Raw genomic sequence first — 21,191 nt, forward strand, 5'->3', positions numbered from 1 at the left:
CGGCGTCCCTCACACCGACATCGGGCGGTCGTACGGCGAGACAGGCGCCGGCAGCCGCGAACTCCCGGTCAGATGGCGGTCGACCGCCGCCGCCACCGCCCTGCCCTCCGCGATCGCCCAGACGATCAGCGACTGTCCCCGGGCCGCGTCCCCGGCCGCGAACACCCCCCGCACATTCGTCGCGAAGTCCGCGTCCCGCGTGATCGTCCCGCGCGGCTCCAGCACGAGTCCCAGCTGGTCCACCAGCCCGTCCTCCCGGTCGGGCCCGGAGAAACCGAGCGCCAGCAGCACCAGATCGGCGGGCAGCTCGCGCGCGGTCCCCGGCAGTGGCCGGCGCCGCTCGTCGACCTCCACCAGGTGCAGCGCCCGCACGTGTCCGTCCGCGTCCCCGGTGAAACGCAGCGTCGACGCCGCGAACACCCGGGCGTCGGCGTCCGCGGCCGGTGCCGTCCGCAGATCCCGCGCCTCCTCGTGCGCGGCCGACAGCCGGTAGAGCTTCGGATACACTGGCCACGGCTCGGCGTCCTCGTCGCGCGTCTCACCCGGTTGCGTGTAGATGTCCAGCTGCGTCACCGACGCGGCGCCGTCGCGTATCGCCGTGCCCAGGCAGTCCGCCCCGGTGTCACCGCCGCCCACGATCACCACGTGCCGGCCCTGCGCCGACAGCGGTGATCGTTCCAGATCGCCCTCGCACACCCGGTTGGCCAGCGGCAGGTATTCCATCGCCTGATGGATGCCGGCCAACTCCCTCCCGGCAACGTGCAGTTCCCGCCACGCGGTCGCGCCCGTCGCGACGACGACCGCGTCGTAACGCGCCCGCAGTTCGGCGGCGCCGATGTCGCGCCCCACTGCCGTCGAGGCGCGGAACCGCGTGCCCTCGGTCCCCATCTGCTCCAACCGCCGCTCCAGATGGCGCTTCTCCATCTTGAACTCGGGGATGCCGTACCGCATCAGCCCCCCGATCCGGTCGTCCTTCTCGTACACCACGACCGTGTGCCCGGCCCGGGTCAGCTGCTGTGCGGCCGCGAGCCCCGTGGGCCCCGACCCGATCACCGCGACCGTCCTCCCGGACAGCCGGTCCGGCGGCCGAGGAGGCGCGAACCCCTCCTCCCAGGCCCGATCGGCTATCGCGCACTCCACGTTCTTGATCGTCACCGCCGGCTGGTTGATCGCCAGCACACACCCCGCCTCGCACGGTGCCGGGCACAACCTCCCCGTGAACTCGGGGAAGTTGTTCGTCGCGTGCAGCCGGTCCGCCGCCGCCCGCCAGTCGTCCCGGGCGACCAGGTCGTTCCACTCCGGAATCAGATTTCCCAGCGGACAGGCCTCGTGGCAGAACGGGACCCCGCAGTCCATGCACCGGTCCGCCTGCTTGCTGATGATCGGCAGCAGCGCCCCGGGGACGTACACCTCGTCCCAGTCCCGGACGCGCTCCTCCACCGGCCGCCGGGGCCAGTCCCGGCGAGGTGTCGTCATGAACCCCTTGGGATCTGCCATGGCCGTCTTCCTTGCCTGCGCGTACGACCGGCCGTGCCCCGTTCGGCGGCACTCCTTGGGCAACGATACGTCCCATTCGCCCGACCCGCAGAGGGGCTGGAGAGCGCTTGCGGCAGGGCTTGCGGCGATGCTCGCGGCAGGGCTTCCGCCAGGGCTTGCGGCAGCGCTTTCCGGGCGGAGCAGCTCAGGATATGGCCAGCACGAACAGCACCGCTGCCGCCGACGAGGCGACCAGCCGCACATGGTTCCACCTCGTCCACTCGCGCACATACACCGGCCAGTACGCGTCCGCCTCCGGGGTACCGGGCTCCAGCCGCAGCAGTGCGTCATTGCGCGGCACGTTCGCCGCGACGGTCACCCCGAACGACCCGAACAGATACAGCGCACACCCGGCCAGCAACTCGACCCTCCCCTCACGCGGCCACTCCACGAGCGTCACCACCGCCAGCACCACGCACAGCACGGCCGACCCGATGAACACGCTCATGAAAGCCGGTCTCGGCGCCGCCCTGTTGATCGCGTTCATCGCCGCCACCCCCTGCGCCGCCGGAAGCTCGGCAAGCCCCCGCATCACGAACGTCGAGAAGGCGCAGAACACCCCCGCCATCAGCCCCGTTCCCAGGACCCCCAGCACCGTCAGCCAGAAGTGCTCTCCCTCGATCATCTCCACACCCCGTTCCTTCTCCCGCCCGGCGAGCACCGGGCGGGCGTTCCTGTCGTCACCTTCAGTCAATGCCGCCGAAGCCCGCCTAGCCATGGGCGAGGGACGCGACGGCATACGCGAGCGTCCAGCGGGACCGGGCCCGTGCTGCGGCACTCTCGGACCGCGCCCGCCCCGTCCGTCTCACCCCGCGGAGTCAGCCCCCGCCTCCTGCCACCCGCGCAAAACCGTCGTCACGGCCGGCATGATCCGCCGTCGCGCCTCGTATCGCGATATGCCGTTCATGAGCAGTTGGTCGTAAGGAGTGTCCACGTGCCGTACCGAGGCCACGACCGCCGAGGTCACCGCGCCCTCGGTCAACGCCCGCCCGGCGGCACTGCGTCCCACGCGCCCGCTGCCGCGCAGCGAGGCGTGCCCGGCGATCTTAACGGCGCGCTCCTCGGGACACCCGGGGAAGAGCCGCAGTATCTCCCCGGCGAACGCCTCCGCGAAGCGCACGTCCTCGGCCGCCCTTCTGCGCGCGTCCCGCGCCCTGCGCCGCCGCCGCGCCTCCGCGTCCGCCAGGCACCTGGCCTCGGCCCGGGCGAGCGCCGCCTCCTCGACTAGGACGCCCTGCCGCTCGTAACGGCTCCGGCGTCGGTTGAACCGCACCACCACCGCCGACAGCCCGCTCTCCTCCCGCGACCTGCGCGTCAGCGCCGTGTCCCCGCGCGGCAGGAACACCAGGTGCCCGAGGTCGCAGCAGTCGAGACACCGGGGTGCCCCCTCCTCCAGGACGAGCAGGGACAGCGGCCCACCACGGCACGCCGAGCAGCGCTTCCTCTTGAGGGACTGGACAACGAGAAGTCCGGCCCCGCGCGAGCGAGTTGTGGGAACGGTCATACCCGCTTCATGCCCCTCGACCCCCTTCGGTCCACTCCATGGTCAGGGCCTACTCCCCGAGCCGCCCGCACCCGTTCCCGGGCCGGTCCCGGAGCGCGGCATCATGGCCGTGTGCGACTCGAAGCGATCACCTGGGAGCGGCTCGCCGACGCCCTCGCCGACCGTCTGCTCGACCTCGAACCGGCCGACGGCAGTCCCTGGCCGCGCGTCGCCTTCGACGGCGCCCCGGCCGCGAGGCCCGGAGACCTGGCCGAGCGTGTCTCGGACGCGCTGCGCCTGCGCGGCCGCTCCTCGCTCATCGTGGGAGCGGAGGGTTTCCTGCGCCCCGCCTCCGTCCGCCTGGAGTACGGCCACCAGGACCTGGAGGCCTACTACGGCGGCTGGTTCGACACCAGTGCCCTCTGGCGCGAGGTCTTCGGTCCCCTCGAACCGGGCGGTGACGGACGTGTTCTGCCCGACCTGTGGGACCCGGTCACCGACCGGGCCACCCGTAGTCCCTACGCCCAACTCCCGCAGGGCGCAGTGCTGCTGCTCCACGGACCCCTCCTTCTGAAGAACTGGTTCCCCTTCGATCTGACCGTCCACGTCCTCCTCTCCTCCGGTGCCCTGCGCCGCCGCACCCCCGACGCCGACCACTGGACGCTCCCCGCCTTCGAGCGCTACACGCACGAGACCGACCCGGTCTCCGTCGCGGACGTCGTCGTACGGGCCGACGACCCGCGCCATCCGGCGTGGAACGGCTGACGGCTGACGGCGGACGGCGGACGGCGGGCGGCAGGCGGTGGGCGGCTGACGGCGGGGGATGCCGGCTGATGGCGACCGATGCCGACCGACGGCGACGCAGTCCGGCTGATGGCGAATGCCGATACCAGTGCGCTATGGGCGGGGGTACCGGGTCCCGGTACTGGAGGCCGGGCCGCGGGCTCCGGGTGCGGGCGTTCGGCGGCGCGGAGAGAATGAAGGGCGCCGGGACTAGCGGTGCGTCCCGCGCCGCGCCGGCCGTCCGGCACCGGGAGGTACGTTCATGACCACCGCCGGAGACATCATGCACCGCGGTGCACAGTGGATCCCCATTCACGAGACCCTCGACCGCGCCGCGCAGCTGATGCGTGAGCTCAACGTCGGAGCCCTGCCCATCGGCGACCAGAACGACCGGCTCTGCGGCATCCTCACCGACCGCGACATCGTCGTCGGCTGTGTGGCCATGGGCCACGACCCGGCCAGGGTCACCGCCGGTGAGATGGCCCATGGCACGCCCCGCTGGATCGACGCGGGTGCCGACATAGGCGACGTGATCCGGGAGATGCAGGACCACCAGATCCGCAGGCTGCCCGTCATCGAGAACAAGCGTCTCGTCGGCATGATCAGCGAAGCCGACCTCGCCCGACATCTGTCGGACGACCAGATCGCGACCTGGGTGGAACGGGTCTACGCCCAGGCCTGACCCGCCATCCGCGCCCGACTCGCACCACCCCGCCCCGCCCGGGCCCTCGTACCGGGCGGGGCGCCCTCGTGTGCGCCTCCACGCCGAGGTGAATCCGCCGCGCTCAGAGCCAGCCGTTGCGCCGGAAGCCGCGGTAGAGCACCAGACAGGCCACGGCTATGACGCCGATGACCATGCCGTAGCCGTAGCGCCAGTGGAGTTCGGGCATGTGGTCGAAGTTCATGCCGTAGACCCCGCAGACCATCGTCGGGACGGCGACGATGGCCGCCCACGCCGTGATCTTGCGCATGTCCTCGTTCTGCGCGACCGTCACCTGCGCGAGATGCGCCTGGAGGATCGAGTTGAGCAGTTCGTCGAACGCCGCGATCTGTTCCGTCGCCCGTATGAGGTGGTCGGAGACGTCCCGGAAGTAGGCCTGTATCTCCGGGTCGACCGCTCGCATCGGCCGGTCGGCGAGGTCCAGGAGCGGACGGCCCAGCGGGACCACGGCCCGCTTCAGCTCCAGCAGCTCCCGCTTGAGCTGGTAGATGCGGCCGGGGTCGGCCCGCGCGCCGTTCTCCGCGAAGACGTCCGTCTCCACCTGGTCGATGTCCAGCTGTACCGACTCGATGACGCTGAGGTAGTCGTCGACCACGTGGTCCGCGACCGCGTGCAGTACCGCGGAGGGGCCCTTGGCCAGTTGGGAGGGGCTGGACTCCAGCTCCTCGCGCAGCGGGCCGAGCGAGCCGTGCCGGCCGTGGCGCACCGTGACGACGAAGTCGGGGCCGACGAAGACCATGATCTCGCCGGTGTCGACCACCTCGCTCGTGGCGGTCAACTCCTCGTGCTCCACGTAGCAGACCGTCTTGAACACGGCGAACAGCGTGTCGCCGTAGCGCTCGACCTTCGGTCGCTGATGCGCCTCGATCGCGTCCTCGACAGCCAGTGGGTGCAGGTCGAACAGCTCGGCCACGCCCGCGAACTCATGGTCCGTCGGTTCGTGCAGCCCCAGCCACACGAAGCCGTCGCTGCTCTTGCGTACCCTTTTCATGACGTCGGCCAGATCGCCGTCGAGGTCGACCCGGGCACCGGTGTCGTATGCGATGCAGTTGACCACCGAGGAGCCCAGCGGCGACCGGGCGGGGTGGCTCAGGTCGACCCGGCGCCGCCCCCGGGCCAGGCGCGCCACTCTGCGGAGACCGTCGACCGTGCCGAGGCTCGTGACCTTCCGCAGATTCCCTGCCATGGACATCGGGACTCCTTGTGTGGTTCTCCTTGCGCCGCCTTCCCGCGCCTTGTCGCGCCAGTGTGCCAGGAAGCAACCAGGAGCGGGTGAGGCTGTGGGTAGCGCGGATTCCGCTTTGTTCCCGCCTGTGGACGACGGGTGCGGCGAGGGGAAGGGGCGGATGGGAGGGGGCGGGCGAGGGTGCGCCGAGGGGAAGGGGCGGATGGGAGGGGGCGTGCGAGGAGGGGTACCGGCCGCGACCCCGGCCGGTCCGGTTCCTGTCGGAGGCCGCCGCCCTGCCGGAGGTCGCCCTGCCGGGAGTCGCCCTGCCGGAAGTCGCCGTGCGTGACGCGACGGCGGACATCCGGCCCTCCCCGAGCGTCGCCACAGTCCGACAACCCGGACAACTGGGATGATCGCGGCATGACGCAAACCGACGGACATCTGCTCGACGACCTCGATGATCGCGACCACCGCCCACAGCCCGACCCCCAGCCCGAGCAGCCGGCCGAACTTCTCGGCCATCTCACCCCGCGCGACTCCCGGGAGCAACGCGTGACCACCCCCGACCCCCGGCGGGACGAGCTCGCGCGCCGGCGGGCCGAGGTGGTGGAGTGGCGCGCCGCCTTCGCCGCGCTCTTCGATCCCGTGACGTTCCGGCACTTCGAAGGGTTCGGCGTCGGCCCCGGCTGGCGCTGCTGGGAGGTCGGCGCGTCCGGCCCGAGCGTGGTCTCCTGGCTCGCGAAGAAGGTCGGCCCCACCGGCAAGGTCATGGCGACCGCCACCGATATCTCCTGGGCGGAATCACCGGCCCGCCCGCCGGTCGAACTGCGTGTGCACGACGTGGCCGCGCAGGAGCCGCCGGCGGAGGGGTTCGACCTGGTCCACGCCCGGCTCGTGCTCGGTCGCGTGCCCGATCGCGAGCGGGCACTGCGCTCCATGGTCAAAGCCCTGCGGCCCGGCGGGCGCCTTCTGGTCGAGGACACCGACGCCACCCTGCAACCGCTGCTCTGCCCCGACGAGTCCGGCCCCGAACAGCAGTTGGCGAACCGGCTGCGGGAGGGCGTCCGTTCCCTGCTCGCCCACCACGGCGTCGATCTCGCCCACGGCCGTACCCTGCCGCGCCTGCTGCGCCAGGCCGGTCTGCGCCAGGTGGAGGCCGACGCCTGCTTCCCCGTCACCTCCGCGGCCTGCGCCGCTCTCGAATCGGCGACCATCCGCCAGGTCCGCGGCCGACTCGTCGCCGCGGGCCTCGCCACCGACCCCGACATCGACCGCCACCTGTCCCACATCTCCACCGGCGGGATGGACCTGGCCGCACCCGCGCTCATCTCGGCCTGGGGGCGCAAGGCATAGCCGGGCCCACCCGACAGACCCACGCCCCCACCCACGGCCGCCGGACCTGCCCCGACACCGCGGACCCACGCCGGTCGCCGTACAGCCCCTGCCCGCCCGAGCCATTCCGACCTACCCCAGCCCCTCGGTTCCCGTACGCCCGCGCGCCTCGGGCGGCCGGCCCCCAATCCGCTCCACAGCCGTCGCCCCCGCTCGCGCCCCCTGCGCCGCGGCCTCCTCGGGCTCGGCGCCCATGAGCAGCGCGGTGAGGAACCCGCCGGTGAAGGCGTCGCCCGCGCCGGTGGTGTCGCAAGGCGCCGCGGGTACGGCCGGAACACGGGCCCGTACGGCGCCCGACCGTGCCACCACCGCACCGGCCGCGCCCTGTTTGGCCACGACCAGCGGGACGCGACGGCTGAGCTCGGCCGCCGCGTCCCCGGTGTCCGCCAGGCCAGTCAGCAAGCACGCCTCGTCCCGGCTGGGCAGCAGGACGTCCACTCCTTCGACGAGCGTGAGGAAACGCTCCACGCCGAGGCCCTTCAGAAAGCCCGACGAGGCCGGATCGAGGCTCACCGGCACCCCCCGCGCGCGTGCCGAAGCGATCGCCCTGGCCACCAGAGCACGGCTCGGGTCGGAGAACAGCAGATACCCCGACAGATGCAGCCATGCGACACCGTCCAGCAGCGAGTCCTGCCAGTCCTCGGGCCCGAGCCGCAGGGAGGCGCCGCTGTCGGTGAGGAACGTGCGCTCCGCGGACGCCTCGGTGTCCACGAGGCACACGACGGTCCCAGTCGGCGCCTGCGGATCGACGACCAGGAAAGGCCGCACGCCGTACGCCGCCAACTCCCGCTCGTGCCAGGCCGCGGAATCCGCGCCGACCCGCCCGAACATCCGCACGTCCGCGCACCCCCGGTGCGCCGCCCAGCAGGCCACATTGGCGCCCGCCCCGCCCGGCACCAGGCTGATCGCCGCTGCCGTGTCGGTGCCCGCGGCGAGCGGTCCGCGATGCCGGGCGACGACGTCCGTGATCACGTCCCCCGCCACCAGCAGCGCCCCACCGCGAGGCCCGGTCACGCCCCGGCCCAGGCCGTCGCGATCCGCGCGGCCAGCCGCACGTTGCCGCGCACCGCCGCGAGATTGGCGCTCAGCGAGGCACCGTCGGTGTGCCGAACGAGATGGTCGAGCAGGAACGGGGTGACCGCCTGGCCGCTGATCCCCTCCGCCTCGCACGCCCGCAACGCGTCGGCGAGCACGCGCGCGTGCAGCTCCGGGTCGAGCTGTTCCTCCTCCGGCACGGGGTTGGCGACGATCAGCGCCGACTCGGCCGCGCCGAGCCCGTCCTGCGCCCGCATCACCCTCGCCACCTGCTCGGGACTGTCCAGCCGCCACTCCACCGGGTGCCCCGAGTCGGAGAGATAGAAGCCAGGAAAGCGATCCGTGCCGTATCCGGCCACGGCGACTCCGAGCGTCTCCAGCCGCTGCAACGTCGCCGGTACGTCGAGGATCGACTTCACCCCCGCGCAGACCACCGTGATCCGCGTGCGCGCCAGCAGGCCCAGGTCGGCCGACTCGTCCTGCGTCACCGTCCACTCCCGGTGCACGCCGCCGAGCCCGCCCGTCGCGAACACCCGCACGCCGGCCAGGGCCGCCAGCGCCGAGGTCGCCGAGACGGTCGTCGCACCGCTCGCCCCCGACGCCACGGCGAGCGGCAGGTCGCGCTGGCCCAGCTTGCGGATCCCGTCCTCGTTGGCGACGCGTTCCAGTTGATCCTTGTCCAGGCCGACCAAAGGTCGACCGTCCAGGACCGCGATCGTGGCCGGTACCGCTCCCTCGCGCCGGACTGCGGCCTCCAGCTCCAGTGCCACTTCAAGGTTGCGCGGGCGCGGCAGCCCGTGCGCGATGATCGTGGACTCCAGAGCCACCACCGGGCGACGCGTCTCGACCGCCTCCCGCACCTCATCGGACACCACCAGCACGCGCCTGCCTCCTGTCTGTCGGGTCTCCCCTGATCTCTGGCGGGGGGCGCTGCCGGTCAAACCCTCACGACGCGGCGGCTCGGGCCGTCCACCTCAGAACAGGGGCTCGGGCAGCACGCCCTCCAGGGCGAGCAGCTTGCGCTTCGTCTCCAGCCCCCCGCCGAACCCGCCGATGCCCCCGTCGCTCTCCACGACCCGGTGGCAGGGCACCACCACCGGCAGCGGATTGGAACCCATCGCGACCCCCACGGCCTGCGCGGCACCCGGCTGGCCGACGCGACGGGCGAGGTCGCCGTAGCCGACGACCGCGCCGTACGGGACACCGGCGGCCAGCTCGCGCAGCACCTGCCGGTTGAAGCCCGAGATCAGCGACCAGTCCAACGGCAGCTCGAAGCCGTGGCGCCGCCCGGAGAAGTACGCCTCGACCTGGCCTATCGCCTCGGTCAGCAGCGGGGACCCGGGATCCTCCACCGGGCCGGTGCCGAGGCGTGACCTCAGCCGCTCCAGCGCCTTGTCGCGCACCGCGTCGGTGGCGTGGAAGACGACGTTGACCAGGCCCTCGCGGGTCGCCGCCAGCAGCAGCGGGCCGATGTCGGTGCCGACGACGGCCCACACGACCTGCTGCTCGCCCTGCCCATGGCTGTTCATGCGACCACCGTACGGCTCACCACTGACAACGTGCGGTGATCAGGCGATATCGGCGTCAGCCTCATCAGCGGCAGGGGTCAGCGGAGGGTCACAGGCGGGCGGTGCGTGAGGGACACAGATCGAATGCGGACGCCTCCGGTCGCTCACCTGGGCCGCACAAGTGGGGCAGAGTCGTGTTTCTTTACCGGAAAATCGTTCGAGCGTTCCGGTGGGGGTCATACTCTCTGCACTCGACCCTGACCGCCCGAGCGGTTTCGGGAGGGGCGGATATCAGGGCGTTGCGGGACGCACAGGGCGGAAGGGCAACCGCGCATGCAGGGCACGGTCGACGGATTCAGCTACGGCCTGGTCACCCCGGTGGTGGCCTATCTGATGGCCTGCCTGGGCGGTGCCCTCGGCCTGCGCTGCACCACGAGATCCATGCTGGTCGAGTCCCGGCGCCCCGGATGGCTCGCCCTGGGCTCCGCCGCCATCGGCTCCGGCATATGGACCATGCACTTCATCGCCATGATGGGCTTCACGGTCGACGAGGTCCCGATCCACTACGACCGGCCCACCACGTACGCCAGCCTCGGCGTCGCCATCGTCATGGTCGGAGTCGGGATCTTCATCGTCGGCTACAAGGGCACCCGCGGTGCGGCCCTGTTCACCGGCGGAACGATCACCGGGCTGGGCGTCGCCTCCATGCACTATCTGGGCATGGCCGGACTGCGCCTCGACGGAAAACTGCAGTACAACACCCTCACCGTCGCCGCGTCGGTCGTCATCGCCATGGTCGCCGCCACCGCCGCCCTGTGGGCCGCGGGACAGGTGCGCGGTTTCGCCTGGAGCGTCGGCGCGAGCCTCGTCATGGGACTCGCCGTGAGCGGCATGCACTACACGGGCATGGCCGCGCTCAGCGTCCACCTGCACGGCACGGCCGACCCGTCCACGGGCGACTCGCCCGCCGCCCTGCTCGCCCCGATGCTGATCGGCCCGCTGGCCTTCCTGGGTCTCGCCGGCGTCGTCGCGCTGTTCGACCCGCTGATGGTCACCGGCACACCGGACTGGCCCCGCGCGGAACAGAAGCCCGGCGTCCCCGCCCGCGCCCCCGCCGAACCCGCCTCCGCACGCCGCCTCACCCGGGGCGCACGCACCCCCCAGAACCGCTAGCCCGCCCCCGTTGTCAGTGGCGGGTCGTACGGTGGATCCCATGCGGCCCGTTTCCCACATCGAACGCACGGTGGCGCCCATTGAGGTCGTCAGCTCCTACCAGCCCAACGGTGACCAGCCGACGGCCATCGCCGACCTGGCCAAGCGCATCGACGCCGGTGAGAAGGACGTCGTCCTGCTGGGCGCGACCGGCACCGGCAAGTCCGCCACCACCGCGTGGATGATCGAGAAGCTCCAGCGCCCCACCCTGGTGATGGCGCCGAACAAGACGCTGGCCGCCCAGCTGGCGAACGAGTTCCGCGAGCTGCTCCCGAACAACGCGGTCGAATACTTCGTCTCGTACTACGACTACTACCAGCCCGAGGCCTACGTCCCGCAGTCGGACACCTACATCGAGAAGGACTCCTCGATCAACGAGGAGGTCGAGCGCCTGCGGCACTCCGCGACGAACTCACTGCTCACCCGCCGCGACGTCGTCGTGGTCGCCTCGGTGTCCTGCATCTACGGCCTCGGTACGCCCCAGGAGTACGTCGACCGCATGGTCCCGCTCCGCGTGGGCGACGAGCTCGACCGCGACGAGCTGCTGCGCCGCTTCGTGGACATCCAGTACACGCGCAACGACATGGCGTTCACCCGGGGCACCTTCCGGGTGCGCGGCGACACCATCGAGATCTTCCCGGTCTACGAGGAGCTCGCCGTGCGCATCGAGATGTTCGGCGACGAGATCGAGGCCCTGTCCACCCTGCATCCGCTCACCGGCGAGATCATCAGCGACGACCAGCAGCTGTACATCTTCCCGGCCTCCCACTACGTCGCCGGCCCCGAGCGCATGGAGCGGGCCGTCAACGACATCGAGAAGGAGCTCGGCGAGCGGCTCACCGAGCTGGAGAAGCAGGGCAAGCTCCTGGAGGCCCAGCGCCTGCGCATGCGCACCACCTACGACATCGAGATGCTCCGCCAGATCGGCACCTGCTCCGGCGTGGAGAACTACTCGATGCACTTCGACGGGCGGCAGCCCGGTTCTCCGCCGAACACGCTGCTGGACTACTTCCCGGACGACTTCCTGCTCGTCATCGACGAGTCCCACGTGACGGTGCCGCAGATCGGCGCCATGTACGAGGGCGACGCCTCCCGCAAGCGCACCCTCGTCGAGCACGGCTTCCGGCTGCCCTCCGCCCTGGACAACCGCCCCTTGAAGTGGGAGGAGTTCCAGGGGCGCATCGGCCAGACCGTGTACCTGTCGGCGACGCCCGGCACCTACGAGATGTCCCGCGCGGACGGCGTCGTCGAGCAGATCATCCGCCCGACCGGCCTGATCGACCCCGAGGTCGTCGTCAAGCCCACCGAGGGACAGATCGACGACCTGGTGCACGAGATCCGCAGCCGGGTCGAGAAGGACGAGCGCGTCCTGGTCACCACGCTCACCAAGAAGATGGCCGAGGACCTCACCGACTACTTCCTGGAACTGGGCATCCAGGTGCGCTATCTGCACAGCGACGTCGACACCCTGCGCCGGGTGGAGCTGCTGCGCGAGCTGCGCAGCGGTGAGTTCGACGTCCTGGTCGGCATCAACCTGCTGCGCGAGGGCCTCGACCTGCCCGAGGTGTCCCTGGTGGCGATCCTGGACGCCGACAAGGAGGGCTTCCTGCGCTCGGGCACCTCGCTGATCCAGACCATCGGCCGCGCGGCGCGCAACGTATCCGGCCAGGTCCACATGTACGCCGACAAGATCACCCGGGCGATGGAGAAGGCCATCGACGAGACCAACCGCCGCCGGGAGAAGCAGATCGCCTACAACAAGGCCAACGGCATCGACCCGCAACCGCTGCGCAAGAAGATCAACGACATCGTCGCGCAGATCGCCCGCGAGGACGTCGACACCGAGCAGCTGCTCGGTACCGGCTACCGGGCCAAGAAGGACGGCCGGGGCACCAAGGCGCCGGTGCCCTCGCTCGGCGCCAAGGGCGCCAAGGCGGCCAAGTCCGCCAAGGGCAAGGCCAAGGAGACCGTGCCGACCGACCGTCCGGCAGCGGAACTCACCGAGCAGATCGAGGAGCTGACCGCGCGGATGCGGGCCGCGGCGGCGGACCTCCAGTTCGAGATCGCGGCACGCCTGCGGGACGAGGTGTCCGAGATGAAGAAGGAACTGCGCCAGATGAAGGAGGCGGGCATCGCCTGACGAGGCTCCCTGGGCGCCGCCCGTCACTGCGGTCGGCGCCCGAGCCGCCCCCTCGTCCGCGCTGTGTTGCAAGACCGACACAAAGTACGGTCCCGGGTTCGGCAGTGTCGGTGGGCGTGCGTAGGGTTTCGGTCAGCCGCGTACTTCGCGGCAACAGGGGAAGTTCGAGAGGGGAATCAGCGCGTGACCGTCAACATGACCAAGGGTCAGGCCATCAGTCTGCAGAAGAACGACGGCGGCAGCCTGAGCGCGGTGCGCATGGGTCTCGGCTGGCAGGCGGCGCCCCGCCGTGGCCTGTTCGGCTCGCGGACCCGCGAGATCGACCTCGACGCCTCCGCGGTCCTGTTCGCCGACAAGCAGCCGGTCGATGTCGTCTTCTTCCGCCACCTGGTGAGCGACGACGGCTCCGTCCGCCACACCGGTGACAACCTCGTCGGTGGCGTCGGACAGGGCGGCGACGACGAGGCCATCCTCGTCGACCTCCAGCGCGTCCCGGTCCACATCGACCAGATCGTCTTCACCGTGAACTCCTTCACGGGCCAGACGTTCCAGGAGGTGCAGAACGCGTTCTGCCGCCTCGTCGACGAGACGAACGGCCAGGAGCTGGCCCGCTACACCCTCGCCGGCGGCGGCGCCTACACCGCCCAGATCATGGCCAAGGTGCACCGCACCGGTCCCGGCTGGACGATGACGGCCCTGGGCTCACCGGCCAACGGCCGCACCTTCCAGGACCTGATGCCGGCCATCCTGCCGGTTCTGTAAGACCCGCACGGCGAGCGGAACACGACACCACCACGAGCGACACAGGGGGACGAAGGCGATGACGGCCGAGCTGGTGCGGGGGCAGAACCACCCGCTCTCCCAGACCCGTCTAGAGATCCGGGTCTCGGCCGGCAAGCCGATCGTGGCCGGGGCCACCCTCAGCGACGAGCACGGCACCGTGCACGGCGTCGAGTGGGTGGCCCATCCGGGCGCGCCCACACTGCCCGGCCTGGAGGTCTCCCGGCAGGCGGCCGCCGATCACCGCCTGGCGGTGGACCTGGACGCCATGCCGGACAGCGTGCACCGGATCAGTGTTCTGCTCGCCCTGCCGACAGGTGTGGGAGGCCCGGTCAGCTTCGGCGCCATGGCCGCCCCCTTCGTCGCCGTCACCGGCCTCGACGGCACCGAGGTCGCCAGCTACACCATCACCGGCCTTGAGGCAGAGTGCTCCGTCGTCGCCCTGGAGCTGTACCGCAGGCAGGGCGCGTGGAAGGTGCGCGCGGTCGGCCAGGGTTACGCAGGCGGTCTCGCCGAGCTCCTCGCCGATCAGGGTCTGGCCGAGGCGCACCAGCTCGCGAGCGGGATCAACGAGGCCGTGACCCAGGGCGTGGCCCGGTCCGTGGCCGCGCCCCCGCCGCGCACGACGGACACCGACCGCTCCCGCCAGCCCGCCGCCCCGGCGGTGGGCCCGGACCAGAGCGGCTCCTCGTACGGCGGCGGCACGAGCCCGCAGACCGGGGCGTCGTACGGCGGCGCGAGCCCGCAGACGGGACAGACGCCCCTGCCGGACACCCCGCAGCCGACGACCGGCTTCACCGGCGGCCCGGACCCCGCCGACGCCTCCGCCGTCACCCAGTCCGCCACGCCCGGCTCCGGCGGTCCCGTCGACTACAGCCATCCGCGCAGGCAGAACGCGGCCCCTCCGCCGCCCCCGCCGGCCGCGCCCCCGGCCCAGCCCGGGCAGCCCGCGACGCCCGTGGCGGGTGACGCGAGCGGCTGGTCGATGGACGAGCGGCTCTACAACCAGGTGTGGGGCATGTTCGAGGACCTCGCCCGCACCGCGGCCTCGTACCGCAGCGCCGTCGACTTCGCCGACTCCCGCATGGAGAAGGAGCTCGATCAGGTGCTGTCCGACCCGCGCGCCCGTATCGGCGGGCAGGGCGACGCCGCCCGGGAGGCCGCGCAGGCCAAACGCGCCCAGTTGGTGGACCAGGCACGGCAGGCCCTGGACCGTGACGTTGCCCAGCTGACCGCCGAGTCGGACGTCGTCGAGCCCGCGCTGCCCGCTCCCTACGCCCGCTGGGACAACCCGGTCTGGCACGCCTACCGGGTCCCGATGGAGATGCCGATGGCCGTGCGCCTTGGCGAACTCCATCTGCCCGAGTGCGCCGAGCTGCGCATCCCGATGCTGGTCCGCCTGCCGCTGGAGCGCGGTCTGTGGATCGACAGCGGGCGCACGGGATCGACCGACGGCACCTTCACGGACTCCCACGACCGGCGGCGGCTCGGCATGGAGACGGCTGTGGCGCATGCCGCGCGGCTGCTCGCGGTCCATCCGGCGGGCGAGTTCACCGTGCACGTCATCGACCCCGCGGGCGCGGGCGCCCAGGCGCTCGCGCCGCTCGTGCAGACCGGCGTGCTGGCGAGCCCGCCCGCGCACGGCGCCGCCGGGGTCACCGAGGTGCTGGCCCGGCTGACCCAGCGGGTCGACCTGGTGCAGATGGCCATGCGTGGCGGTGCGTCCGACGCGCTTCCGCCCGGGTTCGACACCTCGCAGCAACTGCTGTTGGTGAACGACTTCCCGCACGGCTTCGACGACCGGGCCGTCAACCAGCTTCGCTATCTGGCGGACGAGGGCCCGGCCGTGGGCGTCCATCTGATGATGGTCGCCGACCGCGAGGACGCGTCGGCCTACGGCCCGTTGCTGGACCCGCTGTGGCGTTCGCTGCTGCGACTGACCCCGGTCCCCGACGACCACCTCGCCGATCCGTGGGTGGGGCACTGCTGGACCTACGAGCCCCCGCTCGTGCCGCCCGGCAGCCAGGTGCTCCCTCAGGTGCTGACGCAGGTCGCCGCGGCCAGGCGTGAACTGAACCGCTGACTTGACCAAGCCCGAGTAAAGGCCCGCTGAGCAGCGCATTTACCCTTTCCTTTACCTTGCTCTTTACCTTTCCTTGGTGATTGGAGTACTCTTTTCCGTACGGAGGGGAGTACTCCCTGCCAACTGCGGCGACCCCGTCAATACGGATCAGGCCAGATCCCGGGGCGTCGGCCCGAGCCCGCACGGTGCTCCCGGGTGGAAGAGACCTCCGGCAGCGACGACGCTGACTGACTTGTTTGCCGTTACGTACTGCCGGAGGCGCAGTGGATGTTTCCCTGACCCTGTGGGTCCTGACGATCGTGGGTCTCGCGGCCCTCATCGCGGTCGATTTCTTCATCGGCCGCAAACCCCATGACGTGTCGATCAAGGAAGCCGGAATCTGGACGGTCGTCTGGATCGTCCTGGCCGGCCTCTTCGGCGTCGGCCTGCTGGTCTTCGGCGGCGGCCAGCCCGCCGGCGAGTTCTTCGCGGGCTACATCACCGAGAAGTCCCTCAGCGTCGACAACCTCTTCGTCTTCGTCCTGATCATGGCGAAGTTCGCGGTGCCCTCGCAGTACCAGCAGCGGGTACTGCTGGTCGGTGTCCTCATAGCCCTGGTCCTGCGCGCGATCTTCATCGCCGCCGGAGCCGCGATCATCGCCAGCTTCGCGTGGGTGTTCTACCTCTTCGGCGCCTTCCTGATCTGGACGGCCTGGAAGCTCATCCAGGAGGCTCGTTCCGAGGAGCACGACGAGGAGTACGAGGAGAGCAAGCTGCTGAAGGCGGCCGAGCGCAGGTTCGGTGTCGCCGACCGCTACCACGGCACCAAGCTGTGGATCCAGCAGAACGGCAAGCGGGTCATGACCCCGATGCTGGTCGTGATGCTCGCCCTCGGCACCACCGACGTCCTGTTCGCCCTCGACTCGATCCCCGCGATCTTCGGTCTCACGCAGGACCCGTACATCGTCTTCACCGCCAACGCGTTCGCCCTGATGGGGCTGCGGCAGCTGTACTTCCTCATCGGCGGCCTGCTCAAGAAGCTGGTCCACCTCTCGTACGGCCTGTCGATCATCCTGGGCTTCATCGGCGTCAAGCTCGTGCTGCATGCCCTGCACGAGTCCGGCGTCCCTGTCCCGGAGATCAGCATCCCCGTCTCGCTCGGGGTGATCTGCGCCGTCCTGATCGTCACCACCGTCACCAGCCTGATGGCGACGAGGAAGCAGGCGGCGGCCGAGGCGGCGCGCACCGAGGGCGAAGGCGCCGCGAAGGACAGCGTCGAGGCCTGACCACGTCCGACGTACGAAGAACCAGCACAGGGAGGGAGCCGTGTCGCATCGCCGAGCGCCCCTCCCGGTGCTTGCTCGGGTGCCGTGCGTGTCCCCGGCTCTGGGGACCGGCAGGTCGCAGTTGACGAAGCGGCGGTTGCTGCTGAGCGCACCCAGTTGTTCGGCGAGCTTGGTGGTCTCCGGTCCTCGCTGTTACGCATGGCCTCCTCGTACGGCTCGAACTCGATGAGGGCGTAGTAGCGGTCGGGGTTGTCGCGTGCGACCTCGGACAGAGACGCGCACGGCGGGCCGCGCACACCGTCGCGTCCCGCGGACGGACACCCCCATTGGGCCGGAATGCGGGGCCTGTGCGCCTCTGGGAGGATCACCGCATGATCGTCAGGCTCCGGTCGCTCGCCACTCGTTGGACGTCTCTCGTGCCGGTGCTCGCCGTGGTCCTTCTGGTCTTCACCTGGGGTCGTGATCTGCCCGGCGCGGTCGTGGCGGTGGTGACGCTGGTCCTGGCCGGTGCCGTCCTGGCGGCCGTCCACCACGCCGAGGTGGTGGCCCACCGCGTCGGCGAACCCTTCGGCTCACTGGTGCTGGCCGTCGCCGTGACGATCATCGAAGTGGCGCTCATCGTCACCTTGATGGTGGACGGCGGCGACAAGAGCGCGACCCTGGCCAGGGATACCGTCTTCGCCGCCGTGATGATCACCTGCAACGGCATCGTCGGTATCTGCCTGCTGGTGTCCTCGCTGCGCCACGGCACCGCGGTTTTCAATTCCGAGGGCACGGGCGCCGCCCTGGCCACAGTCGCGACGCTCGCAACGCTCAGCCTGGTGCTGCCGACCTTCACCACGAGCAAGCCGGGACCCGAGTTCTCCACGGTCCAACTGACCTTCGCCGCGCTGTCGTCGCTGATCCTCTACGGGCTGTTCGTGGCGACCCAGACAGTGCGCCACCGCGACTACTTCCTGCCGATCACCCGCCAGGGCGAGGTGATCACCTTCGAGGACCACGCCTCCGCGCCCTCCTCCCGCACCGCGCTGATCAGCCTCGGCCTGCTCGGCCTGGCCCTGGTCGGGGTGGTCGGCCTCGCCAAGGGCGTGTCACCGACCATCGAGGACGGTGTGGAGGCGGCCGGACTGCACCAAGCCGTCGTGGGTGTGATCATCGCGTTGCTGGTGCTGCTCCCCGAGACCATCGCGGCGCTGCGCTCCGCCCGCCGGGACCGCGTCCAGACCAGCTTGAACCTCGCCCTCGGCTCGGCCATGGCCAGCATCGGCCTGACCATCCCGGCGGTCGCCCTGGCCACGATCTGGCTCTCCGGTCCGCTCGTCCTCGGCCTCAGCGCCATCCACATGGTGCTGCTGACCCTGACCATCGTGGTGGGCTCACTGACGGTCGTACCGGGCCGGGCGACACCGCTGCAGGGCGGTGTGCACCTGGTGATCTTCGCGGCGTACCTGGAACTGGCGATCAACCCGTAGCAAGGCGCGACGGCGCCCGCCCTCAACCCACGCCCCTGACCCACGACCCTCAACCCATGGCCCTGGACCCAGGGTCCTTCAACCCACGACTCCCAGCCCACAGCTGCGCGGCGCACGACGCTTCAGCCCGCGGCCGCCTCCGCGCGCGACGCCTCCACCCGCACCGGCCGCGTCTCCGGCAGCAGGGCGAAGCAGCCCAGGCTCAGCAGCGCGATGCACGTCAGATACGCGGCCACGCCCCACGGCACCCGGCCGCCCTGCTCGGCCAGGGCCGTGGCCACGATCGGGGTGAGGGCGCCGCCGAGCACCCCGCCGAGGTTGTAGCCGACCGCCGCGCCGGTGCACCGCACCCGGGGCTCGTACAGCTCCGGCAGATACGCCGCGATGACCGCGAACATCGTGATGAACGCCAGCAACGCGCCCAGGAACCCGAGGAACATCAGCAGCGGCTCCCCGGTCGACAGCAGCGCGACCATCGGGAACATCCACAGGGCGGCCGCGGAGCAGCCGGCCAGGCACATCGGCCGCCGCCCGTACCGGTCGCCCAGCAGGGCCGCCACCGGCGTCAGCGCCCCCTTCACCACCACTGCGGCCATGATGCAGGCCAGCATGACCGTACGGCTCACGCCGAGCCGTTCGGTGGCGTACGCCAGGGACCAGGTCGTCACCGCGTAGAAGATCGCGTATCCGACCGCCAGGCCGCCCGCCGTCAGCAGGACGAGCCGCCAGTGGCCGCTCACCACCTCGGCCAGCGGCACGCGCGCGTGGTTGTCGAGTTCGAGGAAGCTGGGGCTCTCGGCGAGCGAGGAGCGCAGCCACAGGCCCACGACGGCCAGCACCCCGGCCGCCCAGAAGGGCACACGCCAGCCCCACTGCGCGAACTGCGCCTCGGACAGCGAGGCCGCCAGCACCAGGGTCACACCGTTGGCGAGCACAAAGCCCACCGCGGGCCCCACCTGCGGGAAGCTCGACCACAGACCGCGCCGCTCGGCCGGTGCGTGCTCGGCGGTCAGCAGCACCGCGCCGCCCCACTCCCCGCCAAGCCCCAGCCCCTGCAGAAACCGCAGCACCAGCAGCAGGACGGGCGCGGCCACGCCGATGGTGTCGTACGACGGGACGCAGCCGACCGCGACGGTCGAGGCGCCGGTCAGCAGCAGCGAGGCGACGAGCACCGGCCGTCTGCCGTGTCGGTCCCCGATGTGTCCGAACAGCACCGAACCCAGGGGCCGTGCCACGAAACCCACGCCGAACGTCCCGAAGGCGGCCAGAGTCCCGGCGACCGGGGAGAACGTCGGGAAGAACAGCGGGCCCAGGACGAGCGCCGCGGCCGTGCCGTAGACGAAGAAGTCGTAGAACTCGATGGCCGTCCCGGCGAGCGAGGCGGTCGCGAGTCGCAGCATGCTGGGCGCCCTCACGGTGCGTACGTCGTGCATGTCGAGTCAACTACCCACGGTGACGACGGGTTACGGGGGCGCGCGGAAGTGCGGTGTGTGTCTCAGTAGGTGACGGTGATGCGCCGGGCGGGCCCGTCGACGCGGATCAGGCCACCGTAGGGGAGCACGAGTTGCGGATCGGTGTGTCCGAAGTCCACGTCGAAGACGATCGGGGTGTTGGGCGCATACACCTGCATGGCGCGTAGTACGGCCTCGCGCTGCTCGTCGGCGTAACGCGCGCCCTCATCGGGCGTGTTGGGGCGCTCGAAGGACCAGGTCTTGGGCCGCCCCATCAGCAGGGCCGAGAAGCGGCCCAGCAGGCCGCGTTCGCCCATGTTGCGCAGGGTGCAGAAGACCTGCGCGCCGCTCGGCAGCTCCTCCGACGTCTCCAGGAGGAGCACTCCGCCGTCGTACTGTGCGGGATCGCGTGCGATCTCCCGGTCCGCCATCAGCAGCCAGGCCAGGATCTCCAGACAGCCGCCCCAACTGCGGCCCTCCACCACGCGGTCGGCGTTCGCCCAGGTCCAGCCGGAGCCGGGGCGCATCTCCGGCTCCTCCTCGAAGGTCGCCGGGTCCGCCCAGTCGCGGTTCACGTCGCCCCAGCGCTCGGCGGGCCTCAACTCGTAGGCGCCCGAGGTGAACAGCGCCGCCCGCAGCGAGTCGGCGGTCAGCGGATGCATGGCGCCGGGGCGGCCCAGCGCGGTCATCACGGTCGCGCCGTGGTAGCCGACGATGCCGGTGTTGTAGAGGTGGGCGAGCAGGTTGGTGTTGTCGCTCATCCCGAAGAACGGCTTCGGGTTCGCCCGGATCAGCTCCCTGTCCAGCAGCGGCAGCACGGTGATCTGGTCGTCGCCGCCGATGGACGCCATGACCGCCTTGACCTCGGGGTCGGCGAACGCGGCGTGGATGTCGTCGGCCCGCTCCCGGGGTGTGGAACCCATCTTCCGGGTAGCCGGGTACTCGACCGGTTCGAGTCCGAAGTCCTTCCGCAGCCGCTTTAGGCCGAGTTCGTGCGGCCGGGGGAACAGTCCCGGCAGCCCCGAGGACGGGGAGATGACGGCTATACGGTCGCCCGGAACGGGCTTCGGAGGATACGCGGGCCTGATCATGACGGGATGCTACGGGCGGCCGCGGGCCCGGGGCACCGTGATAAACCGGGTCTGCAGAGCGGTCCCCGGCG

18 protein-coding genes are annotated in these 21,191 nt (G+C 71.1%); 9 read left to right on the plus strand and 9 right to left on the minus strand.

Translation table 11 applies throughout. The features are described 5' to 3' along the window. Window positions 1-9 precede the first annotated feature (9 nt). From ABZZ79_RS24450 to ABZZ79_RS24460, 3 genes are all read right to left on the minus strand, one after another. Window positions 10-1,497: a glutamate synthase subunit beta gene (locus tag ABZZ79_RS24450; protein ID WP_356691989.1), complete on the minus strand. Its 1,488-nt coding sequence runs from the start codon at window positions 1,495-1,497 to the stop codon at window positions 10-12. A gap of 184 nt (window positions 1,498-1,681) precedes the next feature. Then, window positions 1,682-2,161 carry an anthrone oxygenase family protein gene (locus tag ABZZ79_RS24455; protein WP_356692073.1) on the minus strand — a complete coding sequence of 160 codons (480 nt, stop codon included), beginning with the start codon at window positions 2,159-2,161 and terminating at the stop codon, window positions 1,682-1,684. A gap of 180 nt (window positions 2,162-2,341) precedes the next feature. After that, window positions 2,342-3,040, minus strand: coding sequence for a DUF2293 domain-containing protein (locus ABZZ79_RS24460; RefSeq protein WP_356691991.1), 699 nt, complete (start codon window positions 3,038-3,040; stop codon window positions 2,342-2,344). Between the two features lie 111 nt (window positions 3,041-3,151). Between ABZZ79_RS24460 and ABZZ79_RS24465 the strand changes: the two genes are divergently transcribed. Together ABZZ79_RS24465 and ABZZ79_RS24470 are read left to right on the plus strand one after the other, a co-directional pair. Next, window positions 3,152-3,784 carry a uridine kinase gene (locus tag ABZZ79_RS24465; protein WP_356691993.1) on the plus strand — a complete coding sequence of 211 codons (633 nt, stop codon included), beginning with the start codon at window positions 3,152-3,154 and terminating at the stop codon, window positions 3,782-3,784. Between the two features lie 280 nt (window positions 3,785-4,064). Continuing rightward, window positions 4,065-4,484, plus strand: coding sequence for a CBS domain-containing protein (locus ABZZ79_RS24470; RefSeq protein ID WP_356691995.1), 420 nt, complete (start codon window positions 4,065-4,067; stop codon window positions 4,482-4,484). Window positions 4,485-4,587: 103 nt separating this feature from the next. Here the strand turns inward: ABZZ79_RS24470 and corA are convergent, their stop codons facing one another. Next, window positions 4,588-5,715 (minus strand): magnesium/cobalt transporter CorA, encoded by a 1,128-nt coding sequence (gene corA, locus ABZZ79_RS24475; protein ID WP_356691997.1) that lies wholly within the window; start codon window positions 5,713-5,715, stop codon window positions 4,588-4,590. Between the two features lie 396 nt (window positions 5,716-6,111). Between corA and ABZZ79_RS24480 the strand changes: the two genes are divergently transcribed. Then, on the plus strand, window positions 6,112-7,044 hold the full coding sequence (locus ABZZ79_RS24480; protein WP_356691999.1) for a methyltransferase domain-containing protein: 933 nt from the start codon (window positions 6,112-6,114) through the stop codon (window positions 7,042-7,044). A gap of 111 nt (window positions 7,045-7,155) precedes the next feature. Here ABZZ79_RS24480 and ABZZ79_RS24485 read toward each other — a convergent pair whose 3' ends face one another. The 3 genes from ABZZ79_RS24485 to ABZZ79_RS24495 all read right to left on the minus strand — a co-directional run bounded on the left by ABZZ79_RS24485 (window position 7,156) and on the right by ABZZ79_RS24495 (window position 9,647). Further along, on the minus strand, window positions 7,156-8,097 hold the full coding sequence (locus ABZZ79_RS24485; protein WP_356692001.1) for a sugar kinase: 942 nt from the start codon (window positions 8,095-8,097) through the stop codon (window positions 7,156-7,158). Further along, window positions 8,094-8,999, minus strand: coding sequence for a pseudouridine-5'-phosphate glycosidase (locus tag ABZZ79_RS24490; protein WP_356692003.1), 906 nt, complete (start codon window positions 8,997-8,999; stop codon window positions 8,094-8,096). The genes ABZZ79_RS24485 and ABZZ79_RS24490 overlap by 4 nt, the downstream gene beginning before the upstream one ends. A gap of 93 nt (window positions 9,000-9,092) precedes the next feature. After that, the gene (locus ABZZ79_RS24495) at window positions 9,093-9,647 is read right to left on the minus strand and encodes a methylated-DNA--[protein]-cysteine S-methyltransferase (protein ID WP_356692005.1); all 555 of its coding nucleotides are present in this window, start codon (window positions 9,645-9,647) and stop codon (window positions 9,093-9,095) included. A gap of 312 nt (window positions 9,648-9,959) precedes the next feature. Between ABZZ79_RS24495 and ABZZ79_RS24500 the strand changes: the two genes are divergently transcribed. From ABZZ79_RS24500 to ABZZ79_RS24525, 6 genes are all read left to right on the plus strand, one after another. Next, on the plus strand, window positions 9,960-10,799 hold the full coding sequence (locus tag ABZZ79_RS24500; RefSeq protein WP_356692007.1) for an MHYT domain-containing protein: 840 nt from the start codon (window positions 9,960-9,962) through the stop codon (window positions 10,797-10,799). Between the two features lie 40 nt (window positions 10,800-10,839). Then, the gene (gene uvrB, locus ABZZ79_RS24505; RefSeq protein WP_356692009.1) at window positions 10,840-12,978 is read left to right on the plus strand and encodes an excinuclease ABC subunit UvrB; all 2,139 of its coding nucleotides are present in this window, start codon (window positions 10,840-10,842) and stop codon (window positions 12,976-12,978) included. Between the two features lie 183 nt (window positions 12,979-13,161). Continuing rightward, the gene (locus ABZZ79_RS24510; protein WP_356692011.1) at window positions 13,162-13,740 is read left to right on the plus strand and encodes a TerD family protein; all 579 of its coding nucleotides are present in this window, start codon (window positions 13,162-13,164) and stop codon (window positions 13,738-13,740) included. A gap of 58 nt (window positions 13,741-13,798) precedes the next feature. Continuing rightward, complete coding sequence (locus ABZZ79_RS24515; RefSeq protein WP_356692013.1) at window positions 13,799-15,841, plus strand: TerD family protein; 2,043 nt, start codon at window positions 13,799-13,801, stop codon at window positions 15,839-15,841. Window positions 15,842-16,104: 263 nt separating this feature from the next. Continuing rightward, window positions 16,105-17,106 carry a TerC/Alx family metal homeostasis membrane protein gene (locus ABZZ79_RS24520; protein WP_356692015.1) on the plus strand — a complete coding sequence of 334 codons (1,002 nt, stop codon included), beginning with the start codon at window positions 16,105-16,107 and terminating at the stop codon, window positions 17,104-17,106. A 371-nt stretch (window positions 17,107-17,477) separates the two neighbouring features. Beyond that, window positions 17,478-18,578, plus strand: coding sequence for an ionic transporter y4hA (locus tag ABZZ79_RS24525; protein ID WP_356692017.1), 1,101 nt, complete (start codon window positions 17,478-17,480; stop codon window positions 18,576-18,578). 122 nt (window positions 18,579-18,700) lie between these two features. Here the strand turns inward: ABZZ79_RS24525 and ABZZ79_RS24530 are convergent, their stop codons facing one another. Together ABZZ79_RS24530 and ABZZ79_RS24535 are read right to left on the minus strand one after the other, a co-directional pair. Next, on the minus strand, window positions 18,701-20,011 hold the full coding sequence (locus ABZZ79_RS24530; protein ID WP_356692019.1) for an MFS transporter: 1,311 nt from the start codon (window positions 20,009-20,011) through the stop codon (window positions 18,701-18,703). 62 nt (window positions 20,012-20,073) lie between these two features. Continuing rightward, a complete protein-coding gene (locus ABZZ79_RS24535; RefSeq protein ID WP_356692021.1) occupies window positions 20,074-21,120 on the minus strand; it encodes a S66 peptidase family protein in 1,047 nt (348 codons plus the stop codon). Window positions 21,121-21,191 lie beyond the last annotated feature (71 nt).

This window comes from Streptomyces sp. NPDC006458, from assembly GCF_040612135.1.
Taxonomy (GTDB): Bacteria; Actinomycetota; Actinomycetes; order Streptomycetales; family Streptomycetaceae; genus Streptomyces.

Excerpts from the sequence above, each read along its gene's own strand:
- ABZZ79_RS24450 (WP_356691989.1), bottom strand. The coding sequence starts at position 1,497 with ATGGCAGATCCCAAGGGGTTCATGACGACACCTCGCCGGGACTGGCCC.
- ABZZ79_RS24455 (WP_356692073.1), bottom strand. The coding sequence starts at position 2,161 with ATGATCGAGGGAGAGCACTTCTGGCTGACGGTGCTGGGGGTCCTGGGA.
- ABZZ79_RS24460 (WP_356691991.1), bottom strand. The coding sequence starts at position 3,040 with ATGACCGTTCCCACAACTCGCTCGCGCGGGGCCGGACTTCTCGTTGTC.
- ABZZ79_RS24470 (WP_356691995.1), top strand. The coding sequence starts at position 4,065 with ATGACCACCGCCGGAGACATCATGCACCGCGGTGCACAGTGGATCCCC.
- corA (WP_356691997.1), bottom strand. The coding sequence starts at position 5,715 with ATGTCCATGGCAGGGAATCTGCGGAAGGTCACGAGCCTCGGCACGGTC.
- ABZZ79_RS24480 (WP_356691999.1), top strand. The coding sequence starts at position 6,112 with ATGACGCAAACCGACGGACATCTGCTCGACGACCTCGATGATCGCGAC.
- ABZZ79_RS24495 (WP_356692005.1), bottom strand. The coding sequence starts at position 9,647 with ATGAACAGCCATGGGCAGGGCGAGCAGCAGGTCGTGTGGGCCGTCGTC.
- ABZZ79_RS24500 (WP_356692007.1), top strand. The coding sequence starts at position 9,960 with ATGCAGGGCACGGTCGACGGATTCAGCTACGGCCTGGTCACCCCGGTG.
- uvrB (WP_356692009.1), top strand. The coding sequence starts at position 10,840 with ATGCGGCCCGTTTCCCACATCGAACGCACGGTGGCGCCCATTGAGGTC.
- ABZZ79_RS24515 (WP_356692013.1), top strand. The coding sequence starts at position 13,799 with ATGACGGCCGAGCTGGTGCGGGGGCAGAACCACCCGCTCTCCCAGACC.
- ABZZ79_RS24525 (WP_356692017.1), top strand. The coding sequence starts at position 17,478 with ATGATCGTCAGGCTCCGGTCGCTCGCCACTCGTTGGACGTCTCTCGTG.
- ABZZ79_RS24530 (WP_356692019.1), bottom strand. The coding sequence starts at position 20,011 with ATGCACGACGTACGCACCGTGAGGGCGCCCAGCATGCTGCGACTCGCG.
- ABZZ79_RS24535 (WP_356692021.1), bottom strand. The coding sequence starts at position 21,120 with ATGATCAGGCCCGCGTATCCTCCGAAGCCCGTTCCGGGCGACCGTATA.